Here is a 20,004-nt window from a genome sequence, read left to right as displayed (position 1 = left end):
GCAGTCATCGTCCACCCACCCCCTGATCAGGCGCGGAGATCGGCGGCGTGCAGCCCTCCGGGTTGATCGACAGCCCGCCCACGGTGATCGTCGGCGGCAGCAGCCCGCACAGATACCCCTCGAACCAGCGCCCGTTGCCGGTCGCGTTCGCGCCGACCCGGGCGAACGGGGCCATCAGCTGCAGGCTCCGGTCGAGGTTGCCCTGGTTGCGCTGCAGCACGTCGGTCACCTTCCCGAGCGCGGCGAGCGTCGGCCCGATCTGCGTGCGGTTGTCCGCGACCAGCCCGGACAGCTGCTTCGAGATCTCCTGCGTGCCCTTGAGCAGCGCGCTGATCTGCTCGCGGCGCTGCTGCAGTTCGGTCAGCAGCAGATTGCCGTCGCTGATCACCTGCTGCAGCTGCGCGTTCCGGTCGGACAGTGTCTTCGAGATCTTGCTCGTGTTGGCCAGCAGCGTGTGCAGATCGGCGTCACGCGAGGACACCGTCTTCGACAGCGCCGACAGCCCGGAAAGCGTGTCCTTCAAGTACTGCGGACTGTCCTTGAGGGAATCCGACAGCGCGGTGAAGCTCTGCGCGAGCTGCTGCGTGTCGATGTCGCCGACCGTGGTGGACAGCTGGTTGAACGCGTCCTGCAACTGGAACGGCGTCCGCGTGCGCTGCACCGGGATCGTGTCGCCGGGCGCCTGCGTGCCGCCGCCCTTCGTGTCCAGCGCGAGGTACTTCTCCCCCAGCAGCGTCTTGATCTCGATCGACGCCGTGGACGCGTCGCCGACCCGCACGCCCTTCACGCGGAACTTCACGAGCACCTGCTTGTGCCCCAGTTCCACCGACGTCACCTGCCCGACCTTGACGCCGGCCACCTGCACCTCGTTGTCCGGCGCGAGCCCGGCGGACTCGGCGAACGCCGCGGTGTAGGTGGTGCCGTTGCCGAACATCGGGATGCTGTCGGAAAAGTACGTCACCGCGGTCACCAGCACGATGAGCACGAGCGTCACCGCGCCGACGCCCGCCTGGTTCCGGTCCTTCAGTCGTTTCACGGGCCACACCTCGGCGCGCGTTGAGTGCCGGGGACCGGGACGATCGGCAGCGTCACGTCCAGCGAGGAAATGCCGATGGTGCCTTCGATCCCGCACAGGTAGTAGTTGAACCAGCTGCCGTAGCTCAGGGTCCGGGTGAACTTCTCCAGGTTGCCCGGCAGCACCTGCAGCAGATGCTCGACGAGCGGCTGCGCGTCGTTGAGGTTGTTCGCGAGTTTCCCGAGCTGGGTCACGTCCTGCTGCACCGCGGGCCGCGCGTCGGCGAGCAGGCCCGCGGTCGCGTCGGTCAGGTCGCCGAGCGCGCCCACCGCGTCGCCGATCGGCTTGCGCTGCTCGGCCAGCCCGCTCACCAGCCGCTGCGTCTGGTCGACGAGGTCGCCCAGCTGCGGGCCGCGCGCGTTGACCGTGCCGAGCACCTGGTTGAGGTTGTCGATGACCTGCCCGATCACCTTGTCCTTGCCCGCGATCGACGTCGTGATCGACGCGGTGTGCGACAGCAGGCTGGTGATCGTGCCGCCCTCGCCCTGGAACACCTGCACGATCTCGGCGGAGAGCTGGTTGACCTCCTTCGGGTCCAGCGCCTTGAACAGCGGTTTGAACCCGTTGAACAGCACGGTCAGGTTCAGCGCCGGTTTCGTCCGCTCCGGCGGGATGGTGTCGCCGGGAGACAGCGTGTCGCCGCCGCTGACGTCGGTGCCGAGCGAGAGGTAGCGCTGGCCGACGAGGTTGCGGTACTTGATGGTCGCGGTGGCGAGCGAGGGCAGCTTGTACGCGGATTCGACGAGGAACCGCACCTCGGCGTAGTTCTGCTCGCCCTGGTCGACCCCGATCGACTCGACCTGGCCGACCTTCACGCCGGAGATCCGCACGTCGTCGCCCGCTTGCAGGCCGGACGCGTCGGTGAACTTCGCGACGTACGACGCGGTGTTGCCGAAGTTCGTGTTCGCGATCGTGGTGGCCAGGACCCCGGTGAGCAGCACGGTGACCACGGCGAAGATGCCGATCTTGATCAGTGCGGGAACGAACGACCTCATTTCAGCTCCACCTCCGCCCCGCGGTACAGCGGCCCGACCAGCAGCGCCGACCAGCCCGGCACGTTGTCCGGCGTGGTGTTGAGCGTCGGCGAGGCGAGCAGGTCCAGCAGTTTCTGCTCGTCGGCGGACCCGACGATGCTCGGCGCGCCGCCGGTCGAACCGGACCCGCCGGGCAGCGGGCCGTTCGTGAAGTCGCTGGGCAGGGTGCCGTCCGGATCGTGCGGCGGGGCGGGCTTGGTCGCCCCGTCCTTCACCGCGCCGTCCGGCGGATACTGCGGCCAGCGCCCGGGTTTCGGCACCTGCGGATAGCAGCGCGGGCCGCGTTTGTCGTCGTACTTCGGCTCGTCGACGCCGGGCAGGTACTTGCCGCGGCTCGCCGAGAACTCGATGGTCACGCGGCTGACCTCCGGATGCGCGGTGCCCTTGCCGAACGCCAGCTCCGCGTTCGGCACCGTCCCGGCCAGCTGCTTGAACAGGCACGGGTATTCCGGCGCGTACTTGGCGAGCACGTCGAGCGTGGGCTGCACGGCGGTGGTGAGGCGGATGATGTTGTCCTTGTTGACTTCCAGGAAGCGCGTCAGGTCGGTGGCGGTGCCGGTCACCGAGGAGTACAGATCGGTCAGGCCGCGCTGTTTCTCCATGATGGTCTGTGTCGTCGTGGTGAGGTCCGAGAGCGCTTGCAGCGCGTCCGGCGCGGCCTTGTCGTAGATGCCGGAAACGTTGGCCAGCCCGGTGATGTCGGCCTTGAGGTCGGGCAGCGACGGGTTGAGCTTGCCGAGGTAGTCCGACAGCTGGGTCAGCGTCTCGCCGAGCTTCTTGCCGCGTCCGTCGAGCGCGGCGGACACGGCGTTGAGCGTGCTGGACAGCTTTTCCGGCTGCACCGCCTGCAGCAGCGGCATGACGTGGTTGAGCACCTGCTCCAGCTCGATCGCCGTGCTGCTGCGGTCCTGCGGGATGACGTCGCCCGCCTTGATCGGCCGCTGCGCCCGCTCGGGCAGCTGGAGCGCGACATACCGTTCGCCGAACAGGGTTTTCGGCAGCAGCCGCGCCGAAACGTTCGACGGGATCACCTCGGTCTTGTCCGGCTGCAGCGCCAGTTCCAGCTCCGCGTGGTCGCCGACCGGACGCACGTCGCGGATCTCGCCGACGAGCATGCCGCGCACCTTCACGTCGCCGCCGACGCGCAGCTGGCTGCCGACGTGGTCGGTCTCCAGCTTCACGAGCGTGACCGGCGTGAACACCTTGCGGTACGCGGCGATCGTCGTGGTGAAGAACAGCGCCGCCACGACCAGGAAAATCAGCCCTAGCAGCTGGTACTGGAGCCGTTTGCGCAACTCTCGACGGGTACTCATCCGGATATCCGCACTGTCGTGTTCGCGCCCCAGATCGCGAGGCTCAGGAAGAAGTCCAGCACCGAGATCAGCACGATCGACGTGCGCACCGCGCGGCCGACCGCGATACCCACCCCGGCCGGCCCGCCGGACGCGGTATAGCCGTAATAGCAATGGGAAAGGATCACCAGCACGCTGAAGACGATCACCTTGGCGAACGACCACAGCACGTCCTCCGGCGGGAGGAACAGCGTGAAGTAATGGTCGTAGGTGCCCGCGGACTGGCCGTAGAGCCAGATGGTGATCTGCCGCGACGCGAGATACGAGGACAGCAGGCCCACCGCGTACAGCGGGATGACCGCGGTGACCCCGGCGAGCACGCGCGTGGTGACCAGGTACGGCATGCTCGGCACGGCCATCACTTCGAGCGCGTCGATCTCCTCGGAGATCCGCATCGCGCCGAGCTGCGCGGTGAACCCGCAGCCGACGGTGGCCGACAGCGCGAGCCCGGCCGACAGCGGTGCGACCTCGCGGGTGTTGAAGTAGGCCGAAATGAACCCGGTGAGCGCGGCGGTGCCGAGCTGGTTCAGCGCCGAATACCCCTGCAGGCCCACGATGAGACCGGTGAACAGCGTCATGCCGATCATCACGCCGAGCGTCCCGCCGATCACCGCGAGCCCGCCGGTGCCGAAGCAGACCTCGGTGAGCAGCCGCGTGGTTTCCCGGCCGTAGCGGCGGATCGTGCGCGGCGACCAGGCGAGCGCCCGCCCGTAGAACGACAGCTGCTTCCCGAGTCCTTCGAGACTCGCGCCGGGGCGCGCGATGATCTCGAGCGTCCGGTCGGACGCGCGCGTCTGCTCGATCGGTTCGGCCGTCATGTCACAACGCCTTCGGGGGCACGACTTTGAGGTACACGGCGGTCAGCACGACGTTGATCAGGAACAGCAGCAGGAAGGTGATCACCACCGCCTGGTTCACCGCGTCGCCGACGCCCTTCGGCCCGCCCGCCGGGTTCAGTCCGCGGAAGGCGGCGACCACGCCCGCGACGAAGCCGTAGAGGAACGCCTTGATCTCGCTGATCCAGAGGTCCGGCACCTGGGCGAGCGCGTTGAAGCTGGCCAGGTACGCGCCGGGCGTGCCGCCCTGCAGGACCACGTTGAAGAAGTAGCCGCCGAGCACGCCGACCACGCTGACCAGGCCGTTGAGCAGCACCGACACGACGATCGCGGCGAGCACCCTCGGCACCACGATGCGCTGGATCGGGTTGACCCCGAGCACTTCCATCGCGTCGATTTCCTCGCGGATCTTGCGCGCGCCGATGTCCGCGCAGACCGCGCTTCCGCCCGCCCCGGCCACCAGCAGCGCGGTGATCAGCGGGCTCGCCTGCTGCACGATGGCGAGCGCGCTGGCCGCGCCGGTGAAGGACTGCGCGCCGATCTGCGTGGTCAGCGATCCGAGCTGCAGCGCGATGACCGCGCCGAACGGGATCGCGACCAACGCCGTCGGAAGAATGGTCACGCTCGCGAAGAACCAGCACTGCTGGATCCATTCGCGGAACTGGAACGGGCGTTTGAAGATCGCCCGCAGGACCTCCCAGGACAGCGTGGCGAGCCGGCCGACCTGGGTCAGCGCCGCGGTGCCCGGGAGGGTGACCGAGCCGCTTCCGCTCACCGCACCTCCCAGTAAGTCACCCCCGAGTCTTGCCCATCCCCGCCCGCCGATTTCGGTTAGCGGTGTTCACTCCCGTCCCTTCAGCCCCCATCGGTCACCCTGGGCGCACGAGCACCGTTCACATCCATCCATGCCCCCGCCGCCGCCCTCAGCGGAGGAGCTTCGCTCCGCAATCACAACTTCAGCGCATGGGTGGCGGTGGCCCCGCCGTCGGCGACGAACTCGCCGCCGGTGCAATACGAACTCTCGTCGCTGCCGAGGAACACCAGCAGCGGCGCGATCTCGTCGGCGCGGCCCACCCGGCCGAGCGCGACCTTCTTGCCGACCCAGGACACGTCCACGTCCGCGCCCGCCGCGTCGGACACCATTTTCGTGTCGATCATGCCCGGATGCACCGAGTTGACCCGGATCCCGCGCGCGCCCAGCTCCAGCGCGGCGACCTTGGTCATCCCGCGGATCGCGAACTTGGTCGCGGTGTAGGCGACGAGGAACGGCATCCCGGCCAGACCCTCCACAGAGGACACGTTGACGATGGAGCCGCCGCCGGCCCCGGCCATGGGTTCAACGACCGAGCGCATGCCGAGAAACGCCCCGATCTGGTTGATCCGCACGACGCGTTCGTACTCGGCGAGCGGCGTCTTCGCGAGTTCCGAAAAGTACAGCACTCCGGCGTTGTTGACCAGCACCGTCGGCGGCCCGAACTCGGCGACCGTGGTCTCGACCGCAGCGGTCCAGCCGTGCTCGTCGCTCACGTCGAGGTGACAGAACACCGCCGCTTCGCCGAGTTCGGCGGCGAGCGCCTTGCCTTCGTCGTCGAGGACGTCGGCGATCACCACCTTCGCGCCTTGCGCGACGAACGCTCGCGCGGCGGCCGCGCCCTGTCCGCGGGCCGCGCCGGTGATGAGGGCGACCTTGCCGGACAGCCGGTGCTCAGTCATGCGTCCTCCGGTTCAGGGCAGCGAAAGCAGATCGGTCGCGGCGAACATCCGCTCCGGGTCGCGGCCGGCGAAGTGCGCGCCGACCTTTTCGGCGAGTTCGCCGGTGGTCCAGGCTCCGTTCGCGGTGTCGAACCGTTCCTCGACCGACGGCGGCTTCAGCAACGCGACCATGCCGCCGTGCACGACGAAAACCTGGCCGTTGATCGCCTCCGCCTCCGGGGAGGCGAGGAATGCGACAACCGGAGCAACGTGCTCGACGGACAACGGATCGAGCCCGTGCTCGGGTGCTTCTCCGAAGACATCCGCGGTCATCGCGGTGCGGGCGCGCGGGCAGATCGTGTTGGCGCGCACGCCGTATTTCGCCAGCCCGCGCGCCGCGGACACGGTGAGCGCCGCGATCCCGGCCTTGGCCGCCGAGTAGTTGGGCTGGCCGGGCGAACCGACCAGGAACGCCTCGGACGCGGTGTTCACCAGCCTGCCGTACACCGGCCGGCCCTCCACTTTGGAGCGATCGCGCCAGTACGCGGCGGCGTTGCGGGACAGCAGGAAATGCCCGCGCAGATGCACCGCGATGACCTTGTCCCAGTCCTCGTCGGACATCGAGAACAGCATCCGGTCGCGGAGCACGCCCGCGTTGTTCACGACGATGTCGAGGCTGCCGAAGTGGTCCACCGCGGCCGACAGCAGTTCCTTCGCGGTCTCGGCCGCCGACACGTCGCCCGCCACCGCGAGCGCTTTGCCGCCGTGTTTTTCGATCTCGGCGACGACCTCTTTCGCCTCGCCGATATCGTTGACCACGACGGACGCGCCTTCGCGGGCCAGCGCGAGCGCCTCGGCCCGGCCGAGCCCCGCTCCGGCCCCGGTGACGACGGCAACCTTGCCCTCGAGCGTCATCGAACCGCTCCAGCCCGGTCGCCGTGCGTGTTCCCTGCGGTCGGTTCCACCCGCGAGCCTCCTCGTCGAAGCCTGCCTGACGCAGCACAGACTAGAATCTGTTCTCGTATTGAGCAAGCCCTGATCAATCGGTCGTGAACAGGGCGTTCTTTGGGCAGTTCGTCACCGCTTGCGAAACACGTTCTACTTCTTCCTCCGAAACCGGTCCGATCACCAGGTTCTCGTCGTCGTCGAGATCGAACACCTCCGGCGCGAACCCCACGCAGACCGCGTTCGCCTCGCACAGCGACCGGTCGACACTGACCTCCATGCTTCCTCCCGTCCGCCACTCCTGGTACAACTAGAACAGGTTCTAGCTTACCGCCGGGGCCCGGTACGACACCACAACGAGACCGGCGGGGTGGAGGTGACGGGTGCGGATCGACTACACGCCGCAGCAGCGGGCATTGGCCGCCGAGCTGCGGGAGTACTTCGCCGAACTGATGACTCCGGCGCGGCGGGAAAGCCTCGCCGCGCCCGGCGGCGAGTACGGCGACGGCTTGGCGTACAAGGAAATCGTGCGGCAGCTCGGCAAGGACGGCTGGCTCGCGCTCGGCTGGCCGCGCGAGTACGGCGGCCAGGACCGGAGCATGCTCGACCAGCTGATCTTCACCGACGAGGCGGCGGTCGCCGGGGTCCCGGTGCCGTTCCTGACGGTGAACACCATCGGCCCGACGATCATGCGGTTCGGCACCCCGGATCAGAAGGCGTTCTACCTGCCGAAGATCGCCGCGGGCGAACTGCATTTCGCGATCGGCTACTCCGAACCGGGCGCGGGCACGGACCTCGCGTCGCTGCGCACGCGGGCGGTCCGCGACGGCGACGAGTACGTGGTCAACGGGCAGAAGATGTGGACCAGCCTGATCGAGTACGCCGACTACGTGTGGCTCGCCGCGCGCACCGATCCGGAGGCGCGCAAGCACAAGGGCCTGTCGATCCTGATCGTGCCGACCTCCGCGCCGGGCTTCTCCTGGACGAAGGTGCACACCGTCGCCGGGCCCGGGACCAGCGCGACCTACTACGACGACATCCGCGTGCCGGTCACGTCGCGGGTCGCGGAGGAGAACGCGGGCTGGCCGCTGATCACCAACCAGCTCAACCACGAACGCGTCGCGCTGACCTCCGCCGCGCCGGTGCGGAAAGCGCTGGCCGACGTCGTGGAATGGGCCCGCGCGGAGTCGCTGACCGACCGCGAATGGGTCCGCACGCACCTCGCGCGCGTGCACGCTTATGCCGAGTACCTGAAGCTGCGGAACTGGAAGATCGCCTGGGCGGCCGCGGCCAGCGAACTCGGCCCAGCCGAAGCTTCGGCGACCAAGGTGTACGGCACCGAGATGGCGATCGAGGCGTACCGGCTGCTCATGGAGGTGGTCGGCGCGGCCGCCGTGGTGCGCGAGGGGTCCCCCGGCGCGGTGCTCGCGGGGCGGCTGGAACGGCTGCACCGTTCGGCGTTGATCCTCACTTTCGGCGGCGGCACCAACGAGGTGCAGCGCGACATCGTCGCCGCCACCGCCCTCGGCCAGCCTGTGACGCGTTAGGAGTTCTCCCGGTGGATTTCTCCCTCACCGAAGCACAAAACGACCTCGCCGCCCTGACCCGGCGCATCCTGACCGACCAGGTCACCGCGGAATCGCTGGGCCCGCACGGATCCGGCGGTTTCGACGCTCCACTGTGGACTACGTTGGCCCGCTCCGGCGTCCTCGACGCCGCGTTGCCCGCGACGGTCGGCGGAGGCGGTTTCGGCTTGCTGGAACAGTGTTCTGTCCTGATCGAGATCGGCCGCGCGGTCGCTCCGGTCCCCTATCTGTCGTCCGTCGTCCAGGCTGGCTCGGTGCTCACCGACCCGTTGCTGGCTGAGCGATGGCTGTTGCCGGTCTCTCGCGGCAAGGCCGTTTTGGCTATCGCTTTGGGCGGCTCTTTCGCCGCTTCGGCCGGACGCCTCACCGGTACGCAAACTGCGGTCCCCTTCGCCGCCTTCGCGGACGCCTTACTCGTTGAAGCCAACGACGGCGTGTACATCGTCGAGAAGGACGCTGCCGGAGTCTCTATCGAAGCGCAGTCCACCACCGACCACGCCGACGCTGCTTTGGTGACGCTGTCCGACACCCCCGGAGTCGCTCTCGGCGATGTCGGCGAACAGTTGCGCCTTCGCGGCACGCTCGGCGCTTGCGCGCAGCAGTTGGGCGTGTTGGAACGCGCGCTCGAACTGACGGCTGCGTACACGCGTGAGCGCAAGCAGTTCGACAAGGTGCTGGGCAGCTTCCAAGCCGTCCGACACCGTCTCGCGGACGCGTACATCGACGTCGAAGCCGTACGCCTGACGCTGTGGCAGGCAGCCTGGAAGCTCGCCGAAGGCCTGCCCGCCGCCGAGGACATCGCCACTGCGAAGTTCTGGGCCGCCGAAGCCGGACACCGCGTCGCACACACCGCAGTGCACCTGCACGGCGGCGTCGGCATCGACGTCGAGCACCCCGTGCACCGCTACTTCGCCGCCGCGAAGCGCCTGGAGTTCACCAGCGGCGGCGCGACGGAGCAACTGCTCGGCCTCGGCGAACTGGTGGTCAGTCCAACGGCGTGATGTGCCGCAGCCGACGCGGTCCGGTATCCGGCCGCGTCGGCGGTGCGCCCACCACCATCCGCGCGTTGGCGACGAACGCCCCGTCCGGCGACGCGAGGATCGGATCCAGCGCCAGCGACCGCACCTCGGGGTTGTCCTCCGCGAGCGCCGCGACGCGCAACACCATGTCCTGCAAGGCCGCGAGGTCCGCGGGCTCGTCCCCGCGATACCCGGTCAACAGCGGCGACGTACGCGGCTCACGGATCAGCGTCGCCGCGTCAACGTCCGTCAACGGCACTGCCCGGTACGCGCGGTCTCCGAGAAGCGTGCTGACCAACCCGGACAGCCCGAACGACACCAGCGTGCCGAACGACGGGTCGTCCTGCAGCCCAATGGCGCACGACAGTCCCTTCGGTGCCATCTGTTGCACGTACACGTCTTCGTCGCCGGACACCGCGCACAGATCCCGGTACGCGACCCGTACGGACTCTTCGGACGCCAGGTCCAGCCGTACGCCCGCGAAGTCCGGCCGCCCGCGCAACCGCTCGTCGACCGCCTTCAACGTGACGGGGAAACCAAGCTCCACCGCCGCAGCCACGGCCTGGTCTTCGTTCGACGCCACCCGGAACGGCACCACGTCCACGCCGTAGCAACTGAGCAGCCGCACCACGTCGTCGTCGGACAGCAGCGTCGAACTGCCGTCCTCCGGCAACAGCTCGCGCACGATCTCCTGCGCCTGCTCGACGTGCAGACCACTAGGCCGCACCAACGTCCCCTGCGGCCGCTGCCGCCACGCCGCGTACCGCACCACGCGCGCCAAGGCGTTCACCGCACGCTCCGGGCTCGAGTACGAGGGAATCGACCCGCGCGTCGGCACGCCATCGTCGGACAGCACCGCCAACTCGTCCGGCACGCCTTCCGCAGCGAGGAACGTCGAGACGATCGGCTTCGACTGCTTCATCTCCGACACCGCTTCGCGCAACGCTCGCGCGTACGCAGCCCCAGGGATCGCCACCGGCGGCGCGAACACAGCTATCAACGCGTCGGTATCCGGCGAATCCAACGCCTCCCGCACCGCCGTCGCGAACTCGTCCGGCCCCGCCTGCGGCCCGATGTCGACCGGATCGAACGCCAGCCGCAACCCCTCCGCACGCGCGGTGTCCGCGGCCAGCAACCCGATCGCGCTGGAGTTGCCGACAATCCCGATCCGCGGTCCCGCCGGCAACGGCTGATGCGCGAACACGAGCGCCGTGTCGAAGAGCTGCGCCAACGACTCGACGCGCACGACGCCAGCCTGCTCGAACAACGCCTGCACACTGGCCTCGTCGACCTCCGCCGACGTCGCCGCGAGCTGCGGCCGCACCGCGTGCCGCCCCGACTTCACCGCGACGATCGGCTTCGACCGCGCCAACCTGCGCGCCAGCCGCGCGAACTTGCGCGGGTTGCCGAAGGACTCCAGATACAGCAACACCAGATCGGTGTCCGGGTCGGTTTCCCAATACTGCAGCAGGTCGTTGCCGGACACGTCCGCCCGGTTGCCCGCCGAAACGAACGTCGACAACCCGAGCCCGCGCGATCCCGCGTCGGCGAGAATCGCCGTCCCCAGCGCACCGGACTGGCAGAAGAACCCGGTCCGCCCCCGTTTCGGCAACCGCGGCGCGAGCGTCGCGTTGAGCCGAACGTCCTTCGCGGTGTTCAGCACGCCCAGCGCATTCGGCCCGACCACGCGCATCCCGTGCGCCCGCGCCTCGCCGACCAGCCGCAACTCCGCGTGCAACCCGAGCGGCCCCGATTCGGCGAACCCGCCCGACACGATCACCAGCGTCTTGACGCCCTTGGCCAAACAAGCGTCCAACACCGACTCGACGGCCTCCGCGGGCACCGCCACCAACGCCAGATCAACCGGATCCGGAATGTCCAGCACGGACGGATACGCCCGCACCCCGCGGACCGACCGATGCTCCGGATTGACCGGATAGACGGCACCCGCGAAGTCGGCCGCGAGCAGATTGGCGAACGCGACGTGCCCCACCTTGGTGGGATCCGCGGACGCCCCGATCACCGCCACCGTCTCGGGATGGAGCAAATTGTGCACACTCCGCGCCTCGGCGGCCTGCTCCCTCGACCGCGCGACCGCGAGCGATTCCTCCGTCGGGTCGATGTCGAACTCGAGATGCAGCACGCCTTCCTCGATCGCGCGACTGACCTGGTAGCCCGCGTCGCGGAACACCCGCACCATGGCGGCGTTCTCGCTCAACACCTCGGCGACGAACCGCCGCAACCCGCACTCCGACGCCGCCGCGGCGAGATGCTCCAGCAAAATCGACCCGAGGCCGCGCCCTTGGTGCTTGTCGTCGACCACGAACGCGACCTCCGCCGAAGGCCCCTGATCGAGCCTCTCGTACCGTCCCACCGCGACCACGTCGTCCCCCAACAGGGCCACAAACGCAACCCGATCGTGGTGATCGACAGTGGAAAACCGCTCCAAATCGCGCGGCGGGATGCGCGGGTAGGCACCGAAGTACCGGAAGTACCGGGTGCGGTCCGACAGCCTGCTGTGCAAGGCGACGAGCCCGTCGGCGTCACTGGGGACGACGGGTCGCAAGTGGACAGTGCCGCCGTCGGAGAGGACTACGTCGGCTTCCCAATCGCGGGGATAGTCGTAAGGGTCGCGCTTCCCGTCCGCGGCGGGATGTTCCGAGGTGGTGCCTTCCGCAGCGGGGTTCGCGGCTTCGCCACTCTCCGCAGGGTTCGCCGCAGCCCGCCTCGACTCCCCCGCTGCGGGGTTCGCGGCCGCGGCACTGCGTCCCTCCGCAGCAGGGTTGCCGGTTCCGAACTCGCTCGACATCGCATCGCCTCCCGTCGCAGCAGAATCTCTCGCCGACGCATCCCGTTCCGAAGCCGCGCGTCCACCCGCTGCCGGGTTCGCCGCAGATGCTCCGCCGAACGCACCCGGCTCGCCTGGCAAGCCACTCCCGCCCTGCCCCTGCCCAGGCCCGGCAGGCGAATCACTGCCTCCCTTCCCTCCCCCAGCAGTTGAAGCGTCGCGTCCAGCCGCCGCCGGATTCACCGCAGAGGCCTCGCCGAACGCTCCGAACTCGCCGCCCCGGCCGGACCCGCCGGGCAAGCCGCTCCCGCCCTGCCCGGACCTGCCCGGCAAGCCACTCTGCCCGCCGCCCTCAACGGCCGGACCTGGCGATCCGGGGCCGTCCGGGGCGGAAGTGCCGCCCGGTCCCGGAGTTCCCGCCGCGGTGGGCTCGCGGTGCGGGTGGCGGGAGGCGTCGGTTCCGCCGGGGCCGGTCGCCGAGTGAGCGTCGGGGGCGGGGTCGCCGTCCGGGTGGCGGGAGGTGTTGTCGGTTCCGCCGGGCCCGGTCGCCGAGTGAGCGTCGGGGGCGCGGTCGCCGCCCGGGTGGCGGGAGGTGTTGTCGGTTCCGCCGGGCCCGGTCGCCGGGTCAGCGTCGGGGGCGGGGTCGCCCGGTCCGGGGTCGCCGGAGCCGGGCTGGCGAGGCTGGTCGGGCATGGTCAGTCCCTCGGATCGTCCGGGTCGAGGCCGTGCAGCGGGAAGATCGCGCGGCGGGTGTCGCGGATCGCGATGTCCACCGGGTCGTCCGCGTCGTCGCCCCACGGTTTGAAGGCGGTGTCCTTGCCGTCGGTCATCGCGGCGGGGAGGTCGGCCGCGGGGGCGGCGCGGGTGACCGTCGAGACCCAGCCGGGCGGAAGCGGCGTGTCCGGCGGGACGTCGCGGTCCAGCACGGTCGCCATGAGGTGCGTCCACGAGCGCGGCACCACGCGGATCAGCTGGTATCCCCCGCCGCCGACGGCGAGCCAGCGGCCGTTCGCATAGCGTTCGGCCAGGTCGCGCAGCGTGGAGTAGATGGTGCGGTGTCCGTCGACCGACAGCGACATGTCGGCCATCGGGTCCTCCTCGTGCGAGTCCACCCCGCACTGGGTGACCAGCAGCTGCGGCTGGAACTCTTGCAGCACAGCCGGAACCACCGCGTCGAACGCGCGCAGCCACCCGGGGTCCTGCGTGTGCGGAGGCAGCGGGACGTTCACCGCCGTGCCGGCCGCCTTGCCCTTGCCGATCTCGGCGGAGTAGCCGGTGCCGGGCCAGAGCGTGAACGGGTGCTGGTGCATAGAGACGGTTAGCACGCGAGGGTCGTCGTAAAACGCGGCTTGGACGCCGTCGCCGTGGTGCACGTCGGTGTCGACGTACGCGATGCGGTCGAAGCCGTGGTCAAGCAGCCACGAGATGGCGATCGCGCAGTCGTTGTAAATGCAGAACCCAGACGCGTGATCGCGCATCGCGTGGTGCAACCCGCCCGCGATGTTGACTGCCCGCCGCACCTCGCCGTCGGCGATCTTGCGCGCGGCGAGCAGCGTCGAACCGACGACGAGCGCGGTCGCGTCGTGCATCCCGGGGAACACGGGATTGTCGTCGGTGCCGAGCCCGTGCCCGACGTCCCACCCGACGTTCGGAGCTTCCCGCACGGCGGCCAGGTACTCGGGCGCGTGGACGCGCAGCAGTTCCTCGTCGCCCGCCGCGGTGGGCACGAGCAGCTCGACGCCGTCGAGCACGCCCAGCTCAGTAGCGAGCCGCACGGTGAGGTCGAGCCGGACGGGGTTGAACGGATGCTGCCCGCCCAGGTCGTACTTCAGCAGCGACGGATCCCAGACAACTGCAGGCGACGACATGCACCGCACTGTACTTCCCCGCCGCGCCCGGAGCCGGGTTTCGCAGTGCGGAAGCGACTTGGTGCCGCGCGCCTTCCCCACCGCGCCCCGAACCGGACTCCGCGGCGGGGAAGCCAGTCGACCGCCTGCCACTTCCCCACCGCGCCCCGAACCAGATTCCGTAGCGCGGAAGCCACTCAACCGCCTGCCGCCGCCGCGCCCCGAGCCGGACTCCGCAGCGGGGAAGCCACTCAGCCCCGCGCCCCTTCCCGAAGCAGATTCCGCAGCACGGGAGCCACTCAGCCGTCCGCCCCCGCAAGGTGCCGCAACCCGAGCCGGACTTCGCGACAGGGAAGCCACTCACCGAGCGCCGCCTGCGCCGCCGCGCCCCGAGCCGGATTCCGCGAGGAAGTCACTCGGCCTCCGCATCCCGAACGAGATTCCGCAGCACGGAAGCCGCTCCCCGCGCACCACCTCAACCGCCGCGTATCGAGCGGGATTCTGCGGCGCAGAAGTCGCTCACTTGCCCGCCACTTGCCCGCCGCATCCCGCGGCGGGGAAGCGACTCAGCCGCGCGTCCAGACGACGCCGCGTGCTTCGTACTCGAGCATCTCCTCCAGCCCGGCCGCCGCGTCGGAGCCGAGTTCTCGTTTGACCAGCCACAAGGCCAGGTCGAGCCCGCTGGTGATGCCGCCCGAGGTGACTACGTCGCCGTCGTCGACTACGCGGGCTTTCTTGAGCACCCCGCCCTGCTGGACGAGGGTGTCGGCGGCACCGTGGTGTGTCGTGCACGGACGTCCGCGCACCAGTCCGGCGGCGCCGAGCAGCAGCGTGCCCGTGCACAGCGAGGCCAGGGTCAGACCCTTGCGCGGCGCGGCGGCAAGCGCGTCCGGCAGCACCTTGCGGTCGATCTCCGCCCAGATGCCCGGGCCTTTCCGCTTCGCGTAGCCGCCGCCGGGCACGACGATGATGTCGGCGTCCTGCGGAGACCAGCCCCGTTCGACCTCCACCTTCGTCCCGTACGCCGCGCGCACGACGCCCGGTCCGTCCACTCGCACGTACGAAACGTCCGTCCCGCGCTTCGTGTGCATGCCCGCTGCGGAGAACACCTCGTACGGACCGGCGAAGTCCTGTTCCTCGACGCCGTCGAACAACACGACCTGCACTCGCAACGGCCGCCGCGCCGACGTTGCCCCGGTCGTCGCCTCAGCCTCCGCAGGCAACGCGGCCGCCATCGCCGCTCCGGCCGCCGCCGACCCGCGCAGGAATGTTCTTCGCTCCATGAAAGCCGCCTCTCGCCTGGAAAACCCATCCGGACGAGAAGTCGGTGCACAGCGCCGAAAGTTCTGGCGAATTCAGCCGTATTCGGGACCGGTGGCAGGCGGCTCCGGGCCACACGACCAGAAGTCCCGGCAACTTCAGCCGCGCTCGGGACCAGTGGCCGGAGGCCGCTCCGGGCCACACGGCCAGAAGTCCCAGCAACTTCAGCCGCGCTCGGGACCGGTGGCTGCGGGCCGCTCCGGGTTACGCGACCAGTGCGACCACGATCCCGCGTACAGCGCGGCGGGTTCCGGATGCCCGGCGACCTCCAGCGCGAGCACCACCGACGACGCCGTGACGCCCGAACCGCAGTAAGCGCCGACCGGAACTCCGCTGGTCAAGCCGAGCGAAGCGAACCGCTCGGCGAGCTCGGACGGCGACTTCCAGCGGCCGTCCGCACCGGCGTGCTCGGACGACGGCGCGCTGACCGCACCGGGGATGTGCCCGGCCCGCGGGTCGACCGGCTCGGTCTCGCCGGTGTAGCGGACGTGCGCCCGCGCGTCGAACAGCACTCCTTCGCGCGCGAGCGCCGCCGCGTCGTCCGCCGACAGGACCGGCATCGCGCCCGGCCGGACCTCGATGTCGCCCGGCTCCGGCGAAGGCGCCTCGGCCGTCACTTCCCGCCCCTCGGCCAGCCACGCTGCGTAGCCGCCGTCGAGCACCGCGACCTCCGGATGGCCGGCCCAGCGCAGCAGCCACCAGGCGCGCGCCGCGACCGAGCCGTCGGCGTCGTCGTAGACGACCACCGGCCGCCCCGCACGGACCCCGGCTTTGCGCAGCTCGCGCTGCAACACGGCCGGGTCGGGCAGCGGGTGGCGGCCGCCCTCGCCGGGCGGCGCGGCCAGCGCCGTGTCGAGGTCGACGAACACCGCCCCGGGCACGTGACCCTCCTGGTAGGACTCCGCTCCCGGAGGTCCGCCCAGCCGCCAGCGGACGTCCAGCACGACGGGACGTTCGCGGTCGGGGAACGCGGCGAGCTCAGCGGGCGAGATCAACGGTCGCATGGCCCCATCCTGCAGGTCCGGACGCGGTTCGCGCAGCACGGCAGGACTTTTCGCCGGGGCCGGGCCGTTACGCCGAGGCGAGCCGTCGCTGTCGGGGCCAACGACTACGATGAGCTACGCGGACGAAGGGGACAGCGTGAACGATCTCATCGACACCACCGAGATGTACCTGCGTACTATCTACGAGCTCGAAGAGGAAGGGGTCGTCCCGCTGCGGGCCCGGATCGCCGAGCGCCTGCAGCAGAGCGGGCCCACCGTGAGCCAGACCGTGGCCAGGATGGAGCGCGACGGGCTGGTCGTCGTCGCGGACGACCGGCATCTGCAGCTCACCGACCACGGCCACGACCTCGCCGTCGCGGTCATGCGCAAGCACCGGCTCGCCGAGCGCCTCCTCGTCGACGTCATCGGCCTCGAGTGGGAGCACGTGCACAACGAGGCGTGCCGCTGGGAGCACGTGATGAGCGAGGCCGTCGAGCGCAAGCTGGTGAAGCTGCTCGACCACCCGACCACGTCGCCGTACGGCAACCCGATCCCCGGCCTCGACAAGCTCGGCGACGGCGATCCCGCGCCGCGCGCCGAGGACGGCCTGGTGCGGCTCGACGAGTTCGCCCGCACCGGCGGCGGCGAGGTGGAGATCCGCCGCATCGCCGAGCACGTGCAGCTCGACGAGTCGCTGCTCACCGAACTGCGGACGGTCGGGATCGTGCCCGGCGGGCTCGTCACGGTCGGCAAGGCGTCCGGCGGCAGCGCGACCGTCGAGGTCAAGGGCACCGAGACCACGGCGCAGGTGTCCACCGCGGCGCTGCACGCCGTGCTGGCGCTCGCCAAGTGACCCCGGCGACCGACGCGGCGCGCGCGTTCCAGGACGTCCACGGGCGGGCCCCGGCAGGCGTGTGGTCCGCGCCGGGCCGGGTGAACCTGATCGGCGAGCACACCGACTACAACGACGGTTTCGTGCTGCCCTTCGCGCTCCCGCACCGGCTGGCCGCGGCCGCGTCCCCGCGCGAGGACGGCAAGCTCCAGGTCGCCACCCTCGGCGACGACGGGCAGCTGCAGCACTCCGGACCGCACGACATCGCCGCGCTCGAACCGGGTTCGGTCGACGGATGGGCCGCGTATCCCGCCGGCGTGGCGTGGGTGCTGCGCGACCAGGGCTACGCGGGCGGCGCCGACGTGGTCATCGCCGGCGACGTGCCGTCCGGGGCGGGGCTTTCCTCCTCTCACGCGCTGGAATGCGCGGTTTCGCTGGCTTTGCTGGGCGTCGCCGGGGTGGAACTCGAGGACGGCGGGGCGGGCACTCCCGCGCGCCCGGAGATCGCGCGCTGGGTGCAGCGGTCGGAAAACGACTTCGTCGGCGCGCCCACCGGGCTGCTCGACCAGACGGCGTCGCTGTGCTGCGAGGACTCGCGGGTGCTGTTCCTCGACGTCCGCTCGGGCGAGATGGAGCAGGTCCCGTTCCCGCTCGCCGAGGCCGGGCTCCGGGTGCTGATCATGGACACCCGCACCAAGCACTCCCACACCGACGGCGGCTACGGCGCGCGGCGGCGCGGCACCGAGCGCGCGGCGGAACTGCTCGGCGTGAAGGCGCTGCGCGACGTCACGCTCGACGGGCTGGAGGCGGCCCTCGCGCAACTGCCCGAGGAGCTGGTTCCGCTGGTGCGCCACGTGGTCACCGAGAACCAGCGGGTGCTCGACGTGGTCGCGTTGCTGCGCGAGAAGAAGCTCGCCGAGATCGGGCCGTACCTCGACGCCTCGCACGTGAGCATGCGCGACGACTACCGCATCTCGACGCCGGAACTGGACCTCGCGGTCGATTCGGCCCGTTCGGCCGGGGCGCTGGGCGCGCGGATGACCGGCGGCGGGTTCGGCGGCTCGGCGATCGCGCTGGTCCGCGACGAGGATCTGGACGAAGTTCGCACCGCGGTCGAAACCGCCTGCGAGCAGGCCGGATTCCGTCGTCCGCGGATGTTCACGGCGGTGCCGTCGCGCGGCGCGGGCCGCGACGAGTCCTGATTTCCGGAGCAACCCCCGGAGGGTCCGTCGCGTCGTGGTGAGGGGAGACTGAGCCGCAGAGTCGCCGCTCCTCAGCAGAAAGGCCTTGACGTGACGGACCAGCAAAGCCCCCTGAAGCTCATCGTGACGGGCGGCGCGGGGTACGTGGGCAGCGTGTGCGCCGCCCGCCTCATCGAAGCCGGTCACCAGGTCACCGTGGTGGACGACCTGTCGACCGGGCACGCGGACGCGGTGCACCCGCAGGCGCGCTTCGTCGAGGGCGACGCCGCCGAGGCAGCCGCGGACCTGCTCGGCGAAGGCTTCGACGGCGTGTTGCACTTCGCGGCGAAGTCGCTGGTGGGCGAATCGATGGCCGACCCGGCGAAGTACTGGGAAGGCAACGTGGTGACCTCGCTGCGGCTGCTGGAGGCGATGAAGAAGCACGGCACGCCGCGCCTGGTGTTCTCCTCCACCGCCGCGACCTACGGCGAGCCGGACGTGTCGCCGATCCCGGAAACGGCCCCGACGCAGCCGACCAACACCTACGGCGCCACGAAGCTCGCCATCGACCACGCGATCACCAGCTTCGCCCGCGCCCACGGCATCGCCGCGGTCAGCCTGCGCTACTTCAACGTGGCCGGCGCGTACGGCGCATACGGCGAACGGCATGCCACCGAAACCCATCTCATTCCTCTCGTCCTCCAGGTCGCCACCGGCGACCGCGAACACATCTCCATCTACGGCGACGACTACCCGACGCCCGACAAAACGGCCGTCCGCGACTACATCCACGTGGTCGACCTCGCCGACGCCCACCTCCTCGCCCTGCGCCACGCCGTCGAGGGCGAGCACCGCATCTACAACCTCGGCAGCGGCACCGGGTTCTCGGTGCTGGAAGTCGTCGAGGCGTGCCGCCGGGTCACCGGGCACGCGATCCCCGCCGTCGTGGCCCCGCGCCGCGCCGGGGACCCGTCGGTGCTGGTCGCCTCCAGCGACAAGGCCAACGGCGAACTCGGGTGGACGCCCAAGCTGACCGACCTCGACGGGATCGTGTCGGACGCTTGGCAGTTCACCCAGTCGCGTCGTTCCTGACGGCTTTTTCGGGCCGTGCTTCGGTCCGGGGCGGGATTCGGGTGGATCCCCGCTCCGGAGCCGTTGCGGGGAGTAACCGGCATCGGCCTGGCTCGCCGTCGCGGACGCTGACAGTCCACTCAGGACTGATCAGCGCGGTGCTGCGGGAGGGATTTCAGTTCGAGCACGTCCGCGAAGGCCGCACTGTCTCGGCACGATGCATGCCACTCAGCGCCGCCGGGATTTCCAGAATCCTCGCCCCGCCACCGCGGTGACGAAGCCTTCGACTCGGGCCCATTCCCCGGCGGCGGTGCCGACGGTTCGGGCGAGGGCGACGGCTGCACCGGCCCGATGCCGCCGGAGGGGTGCGCTGCTCTGCTCGCCACCTCTGGCAGAACCGGTGCCGAACAGAGCAGCGCCGGGACTTCCCTGAACGCACGCCT

Annotated in this window: 17 protein-coding genes; 5 read left to right on the top strand and 12 right to left on the bottom strand. The window is 70.2% G+C overall.

What is annotated here, in order from left to right; genetic code table 11:
- Positions 1 to 4: 4 nt before the first annotated feature.
- The 8 genes from CU254_RS09945 to CU254_RS09910 all read right to left on the bottom strand — a co-directional run bounded on the left by CU254_RS09945 (position 5) and on the right by CU254_RS09910 (position 7,214).
- A complete protein-coding gene (locus tag CU254_RS09945) occupies positions 5 to 1,036 on the bottom strand; it encodes an MlaD family protein (protein WP_037713130.1) in 1,032 nt (343 codons plus the stop codon).
- Positions 1,033 to 2,070, bottom strand: coding sequence for an MCE family protein (locus tag CU254_RS09940; RefSeq protein ID WP_009075207.1), 1,038 nt, complete (start codon positions 2,068 to 2,070; stop codon positions 1,033 to 1,035). Before CU254_RS09940 ends, CU254_RS09945 begins: the two co-directional genes overlap by 4 nt.
- Positions 2,067 to 3,422 (bottom strand): MCE family protein, encoded by a 1,356-nt coding sequence (locus tag CU254_RS09935; RefSeq protein WP_037713128.1) that lies wholly within the window; start codon positions 3,420 to 3,422, stop codon positions 2,067 to 2,069. The genes CU254_RS09940 and CU254_RS09935 overlap by 4 nt, the downstream gene beginning before the upstream one ends.
- Entirely contained in the window at positions 3,419 to 4,279 is an 861-nt protein-coding gene (locus CU254_RS09930; RefSeq protein WP_009075203.1) for an ABC transporter permease, read from the bottom strand. Before CU254_RS09930 ends, CU254_RS09935 begins: the two co-directional genes overlap by 4 nt.
- Before the next feature lies 1 nt (position 4,280).
- Complete coding sequence (locus CU254_RS09925; protein ID WP_037713126.1) at positions 4,281 to 5,072, bottom strand: ABC transporter permease; 792 nt, start codon at positions 5,070 to 5,072, stop codon at positions 4,281 to 4,283.
- Between the two features lie 173 nt (positions 5,073 to 5,245).
- Positions 5,246 to 6,010: a glucose 1-dehydrogenase gene (locus tag CU254_RS09920; protein ID WP_009075199.1), complete on the bottom strand. Its 765-nt coding sequence runs from the start codon at positions 6,008 to 6,010 to the stop codon at positions 5,246 to 5,248.
- A gap of 12 nt (positions 6,011 to 6,022) precedes the next feature.
- Complete coding sequence (locus CU254_RS09915; RefSeq protein ID WP_009075197.1) at positions 6,023 to 6,904, bottom strand: 3-oxoacyl-ACP reductase; 882 nt, start codon at positions 6,902 to 6,904, stop codon at positions 6,023 to 6,025.
- 124 nt (positions 6,905 to 7,028) lie between these two features.
- On the bottom strand, positions 7,029 to 7,214 hold the full coding sequence (locus tag CU254_RS09910) for a ferredoxin (RefSeq protein WP_009075195.1): 186 nt from the start codon (positions 7,212 to 7,214) through the stop codon (positions 7,029 to 7,031).
- A gap of 103 nt (positions 7,215 to 7,317) precedes the next feature.
- On the opposite strand from CU254_RS09910, the gene CU254_RS09905 reads away from it, so the two are divergent.
- Together CU254_RS09905 and CU254_RS09900 are read left to right on the top strand one after the other, a co-directional pair.
- On the top strand, positions 7,318 to 8,481 hold the full coding sequence (locus CU254_RS09905; RefSeq protein ID WP_009075193.1) for an acyl-CoA dehydrogenase family protein: 1,164 nt from the start codon (positions 7,318 to 7,320) through the stop codon (positions 8,479 to 8,481).
- 11 nt (positions 8,482 to 8,492) lie between these two features.
- Positions 8,493 to 9,521, top strand: coding sequence for an acyl-CoA dehydrogenase family protein (locus tag CU254_RS09900; protein WP_009075192.1), 1,029 nt, complete (start codon positions 8,493 to 8,495; stop codon positions 9,519 to 9,521).
- Here the strand turns inward: CU254_RS09900 and CU254_RS09895 are convergent.
- The 4 genes from CU254_RS09895 to CU254_RS09880 all read right to left on the bottom strand — a co-directional run bounded on the left by CU254_RS09895 (position 9,505) and on the right by CU254_RS09880 (position 16,498).
- Positions 9,505 to 12,348 (bottom strand): bifunctional GNAT family N-acetyltransferase/acetate--CoA ligase family protein, encoded by a 2,844-nt coding sequence (locus CU254_RS09895; protein ID WP_009075190.1) that lies wholly within the window; start codon positions 12,346 to 12,348, stop codon positions 9,505 to 9,507. The two genes, CU254_RS09900 and CU254_RS09895, sit on opposite strands and share 17 nt — an antisense overlap.
- 674 nt (positions 12,349 to 13,022) lie before the next feature.
- On the bottom strand, positions 13,023 to 14,195 hold the full coding sequence (locus CU254_RS09890; protein ID WP_037713124.1) for an acetoin utilization protein AcuC: 1,173 nt from the start codon (positions 14,193 to 14,195) through the stop codon (positions 13,023 to 13,025).
- Between the two features lie 545 nt (positions 14,196 to 14,740).
- Positions 14,741 to 15,457 (bottom strand): DJ-1/PfpI family protein, encoded by a 717-nt coding sequence (locus CU254_RS09885; protein WP_009075185.1) that lies wholly within the window; start codon positions 15,455 to 15,457, stop codon positions 14,741 to 14,743.
- Positions 15,458 to 15,658: 201 nt separating this feature from the next.
- Positions 15,659 to 16,498, bottom strand: a complete 840-nt coding sequence (locus CU254_RS09880) for a sulfurtransferase (RefSeq protein WP_100266746.1) — start codon at positions 16,496 to 16,498, stop codon at positions 15,659 to 15,661.
- 109 nt (positions 16,499 to 16,607) lie between these two features.
- On the opposite strand from CU254_RS09880, the gene CU254_RS09875 reads away from it, so the two are divergent.
- From CU254_RS09875 to galE, 3 genes are all read left to right on the top strand, one after another.
- On the top strand, positions 16,608 to 17,330 hold the full coding sequence (locus tag CU254_RS09875; protein ID WP_009075181.1) for a metal-dependent transcriptional regulator: 723 nt from the start codon (positions 16,608 to 16,610) through the stop codon (positions 17,328 to 17,330).
- Positions 17,327 to 18,511 (top strand): galactokinase, encoded by a 1,185-nt coding sequence (gene galK, locus CU254_RS09870; protein ID WP_100266745.1) that lies wholly within the window; start codon positions 17,327 to 17,329, stop codon positions 18,509 to 18,511. The genes CU254_RS09875 and galK overlap by 4 nt, the downstream gene beginning before the upstream one ends.
- A gap of 90 nt (positions 18,512 to 18,601) precedes the next feature.
- Positions 18,602 to 19,582: a UDP-glucose 4-epimerase GalE gene (gene galE, locus CU254_RS09865; RefSeq protein ID WP_009075177.1), complete on the top strand. Its 981-nt coding sequence runs from the start codon at positions 18,602 to 18,604 to the stop codon at positions 19,580 to 19,582.
- The last annotated feature ends 422 nt before the right edge of the window (positions 19,583 to 20,004 follow it).

Origin of the sequence: Amycolatopsis sp. AA4, from assembly GCF_002796545.1 — a bacterium.
Taxonomy (GTDB): Bacteria; Actinomycetota; Actinomycetes; order Mycobacteriales; family Pseudonocardiaceae; genus Amycolatopsis.
This window is presented reverse-complemented; position numbering and strand designations above follow the sequence as displayed.

Bases quoted from the DNA above. Each gene is read 5' to 3' on its own strand.
- CU254_RS09940 (WP_009075207.1), bottom strand. From the start codon at position 2,070: ATGAGGTCGTTCGTTCCCGCACTGATCAAGATCGGCATCTTCGCCGTG.
- CU254_RS09935 (WP_037713128.1), bottom strand. From the start codon at position 3,422: ATGAGTACCCGTCGAGAGTTGCGCAAACGGCTCCAGTACCAGCTGCTA.
- CU254_RS09930 (WP_009075203.1), bottom strand. From the start codon at position 4,279: ATGACGGCCGAACCGATCGAGCAGACGCGCGCGTCCGACCGGACGCTC.
- CU254_RS09920 (WP_009075199.1), bottom strand. From the start codon at position 6,010: ATGACTGAGCACCGGCTGTCCGGCAAGGTCGCCCTCATCACCGGCGCG.
- CU254_RS09915 (WP_009075197.1), bottom strand. From the start codon at position 6,904: ATGACGCTCGAGGGCAAGGTTGCCGTCGTCACCGGGGCCGGAGCGGGG.
- CU254_RS09910 (WP_009075195.1), bottom strand. From the start codon at position 7,214: ATGGAGGTCAGTGTCGACCGGTCGCTGTGCGAGGCGAACGCGGTCTGC.
- CU254_RS09895 (WP_009075190.1), bottom strand. From the start codon at position 12,348: ATGTCGAGCGAGTTCGGAACCGGCAACCCTGCTGCGGAGGGACGCAGT.
- CU254_RS09890 (WP_037713124.1), bottom strand. From the start codon at position 14,195: ATGTCGTCGCCTGCAGTTGTCTGGGATCCGTCGCTGCTGAAGTACGAC.
- CU254_RS09885 (WP_009075185.1), bottom strand. From the start codon at position 15,457: ATGGAGCGAAGAACATTCCTGCGCGGGTCGGCGGCGGCCGGAGCGGCG.
- CU254_RS09880 (WP_100266746.1), bottom strand. From the start codon at position 16,498: ATGCGACCGTTGATCTCGCCCGCTGAGCTCGCCGCGTTCCCCGACCGC.
- CU254_RS09875 (WP_009075181.1), top strand. From the start codon at position 16,608: ATGAGCTACGCGGACGAAGGGGACAGCGTGAACGATCTCATCGACACC.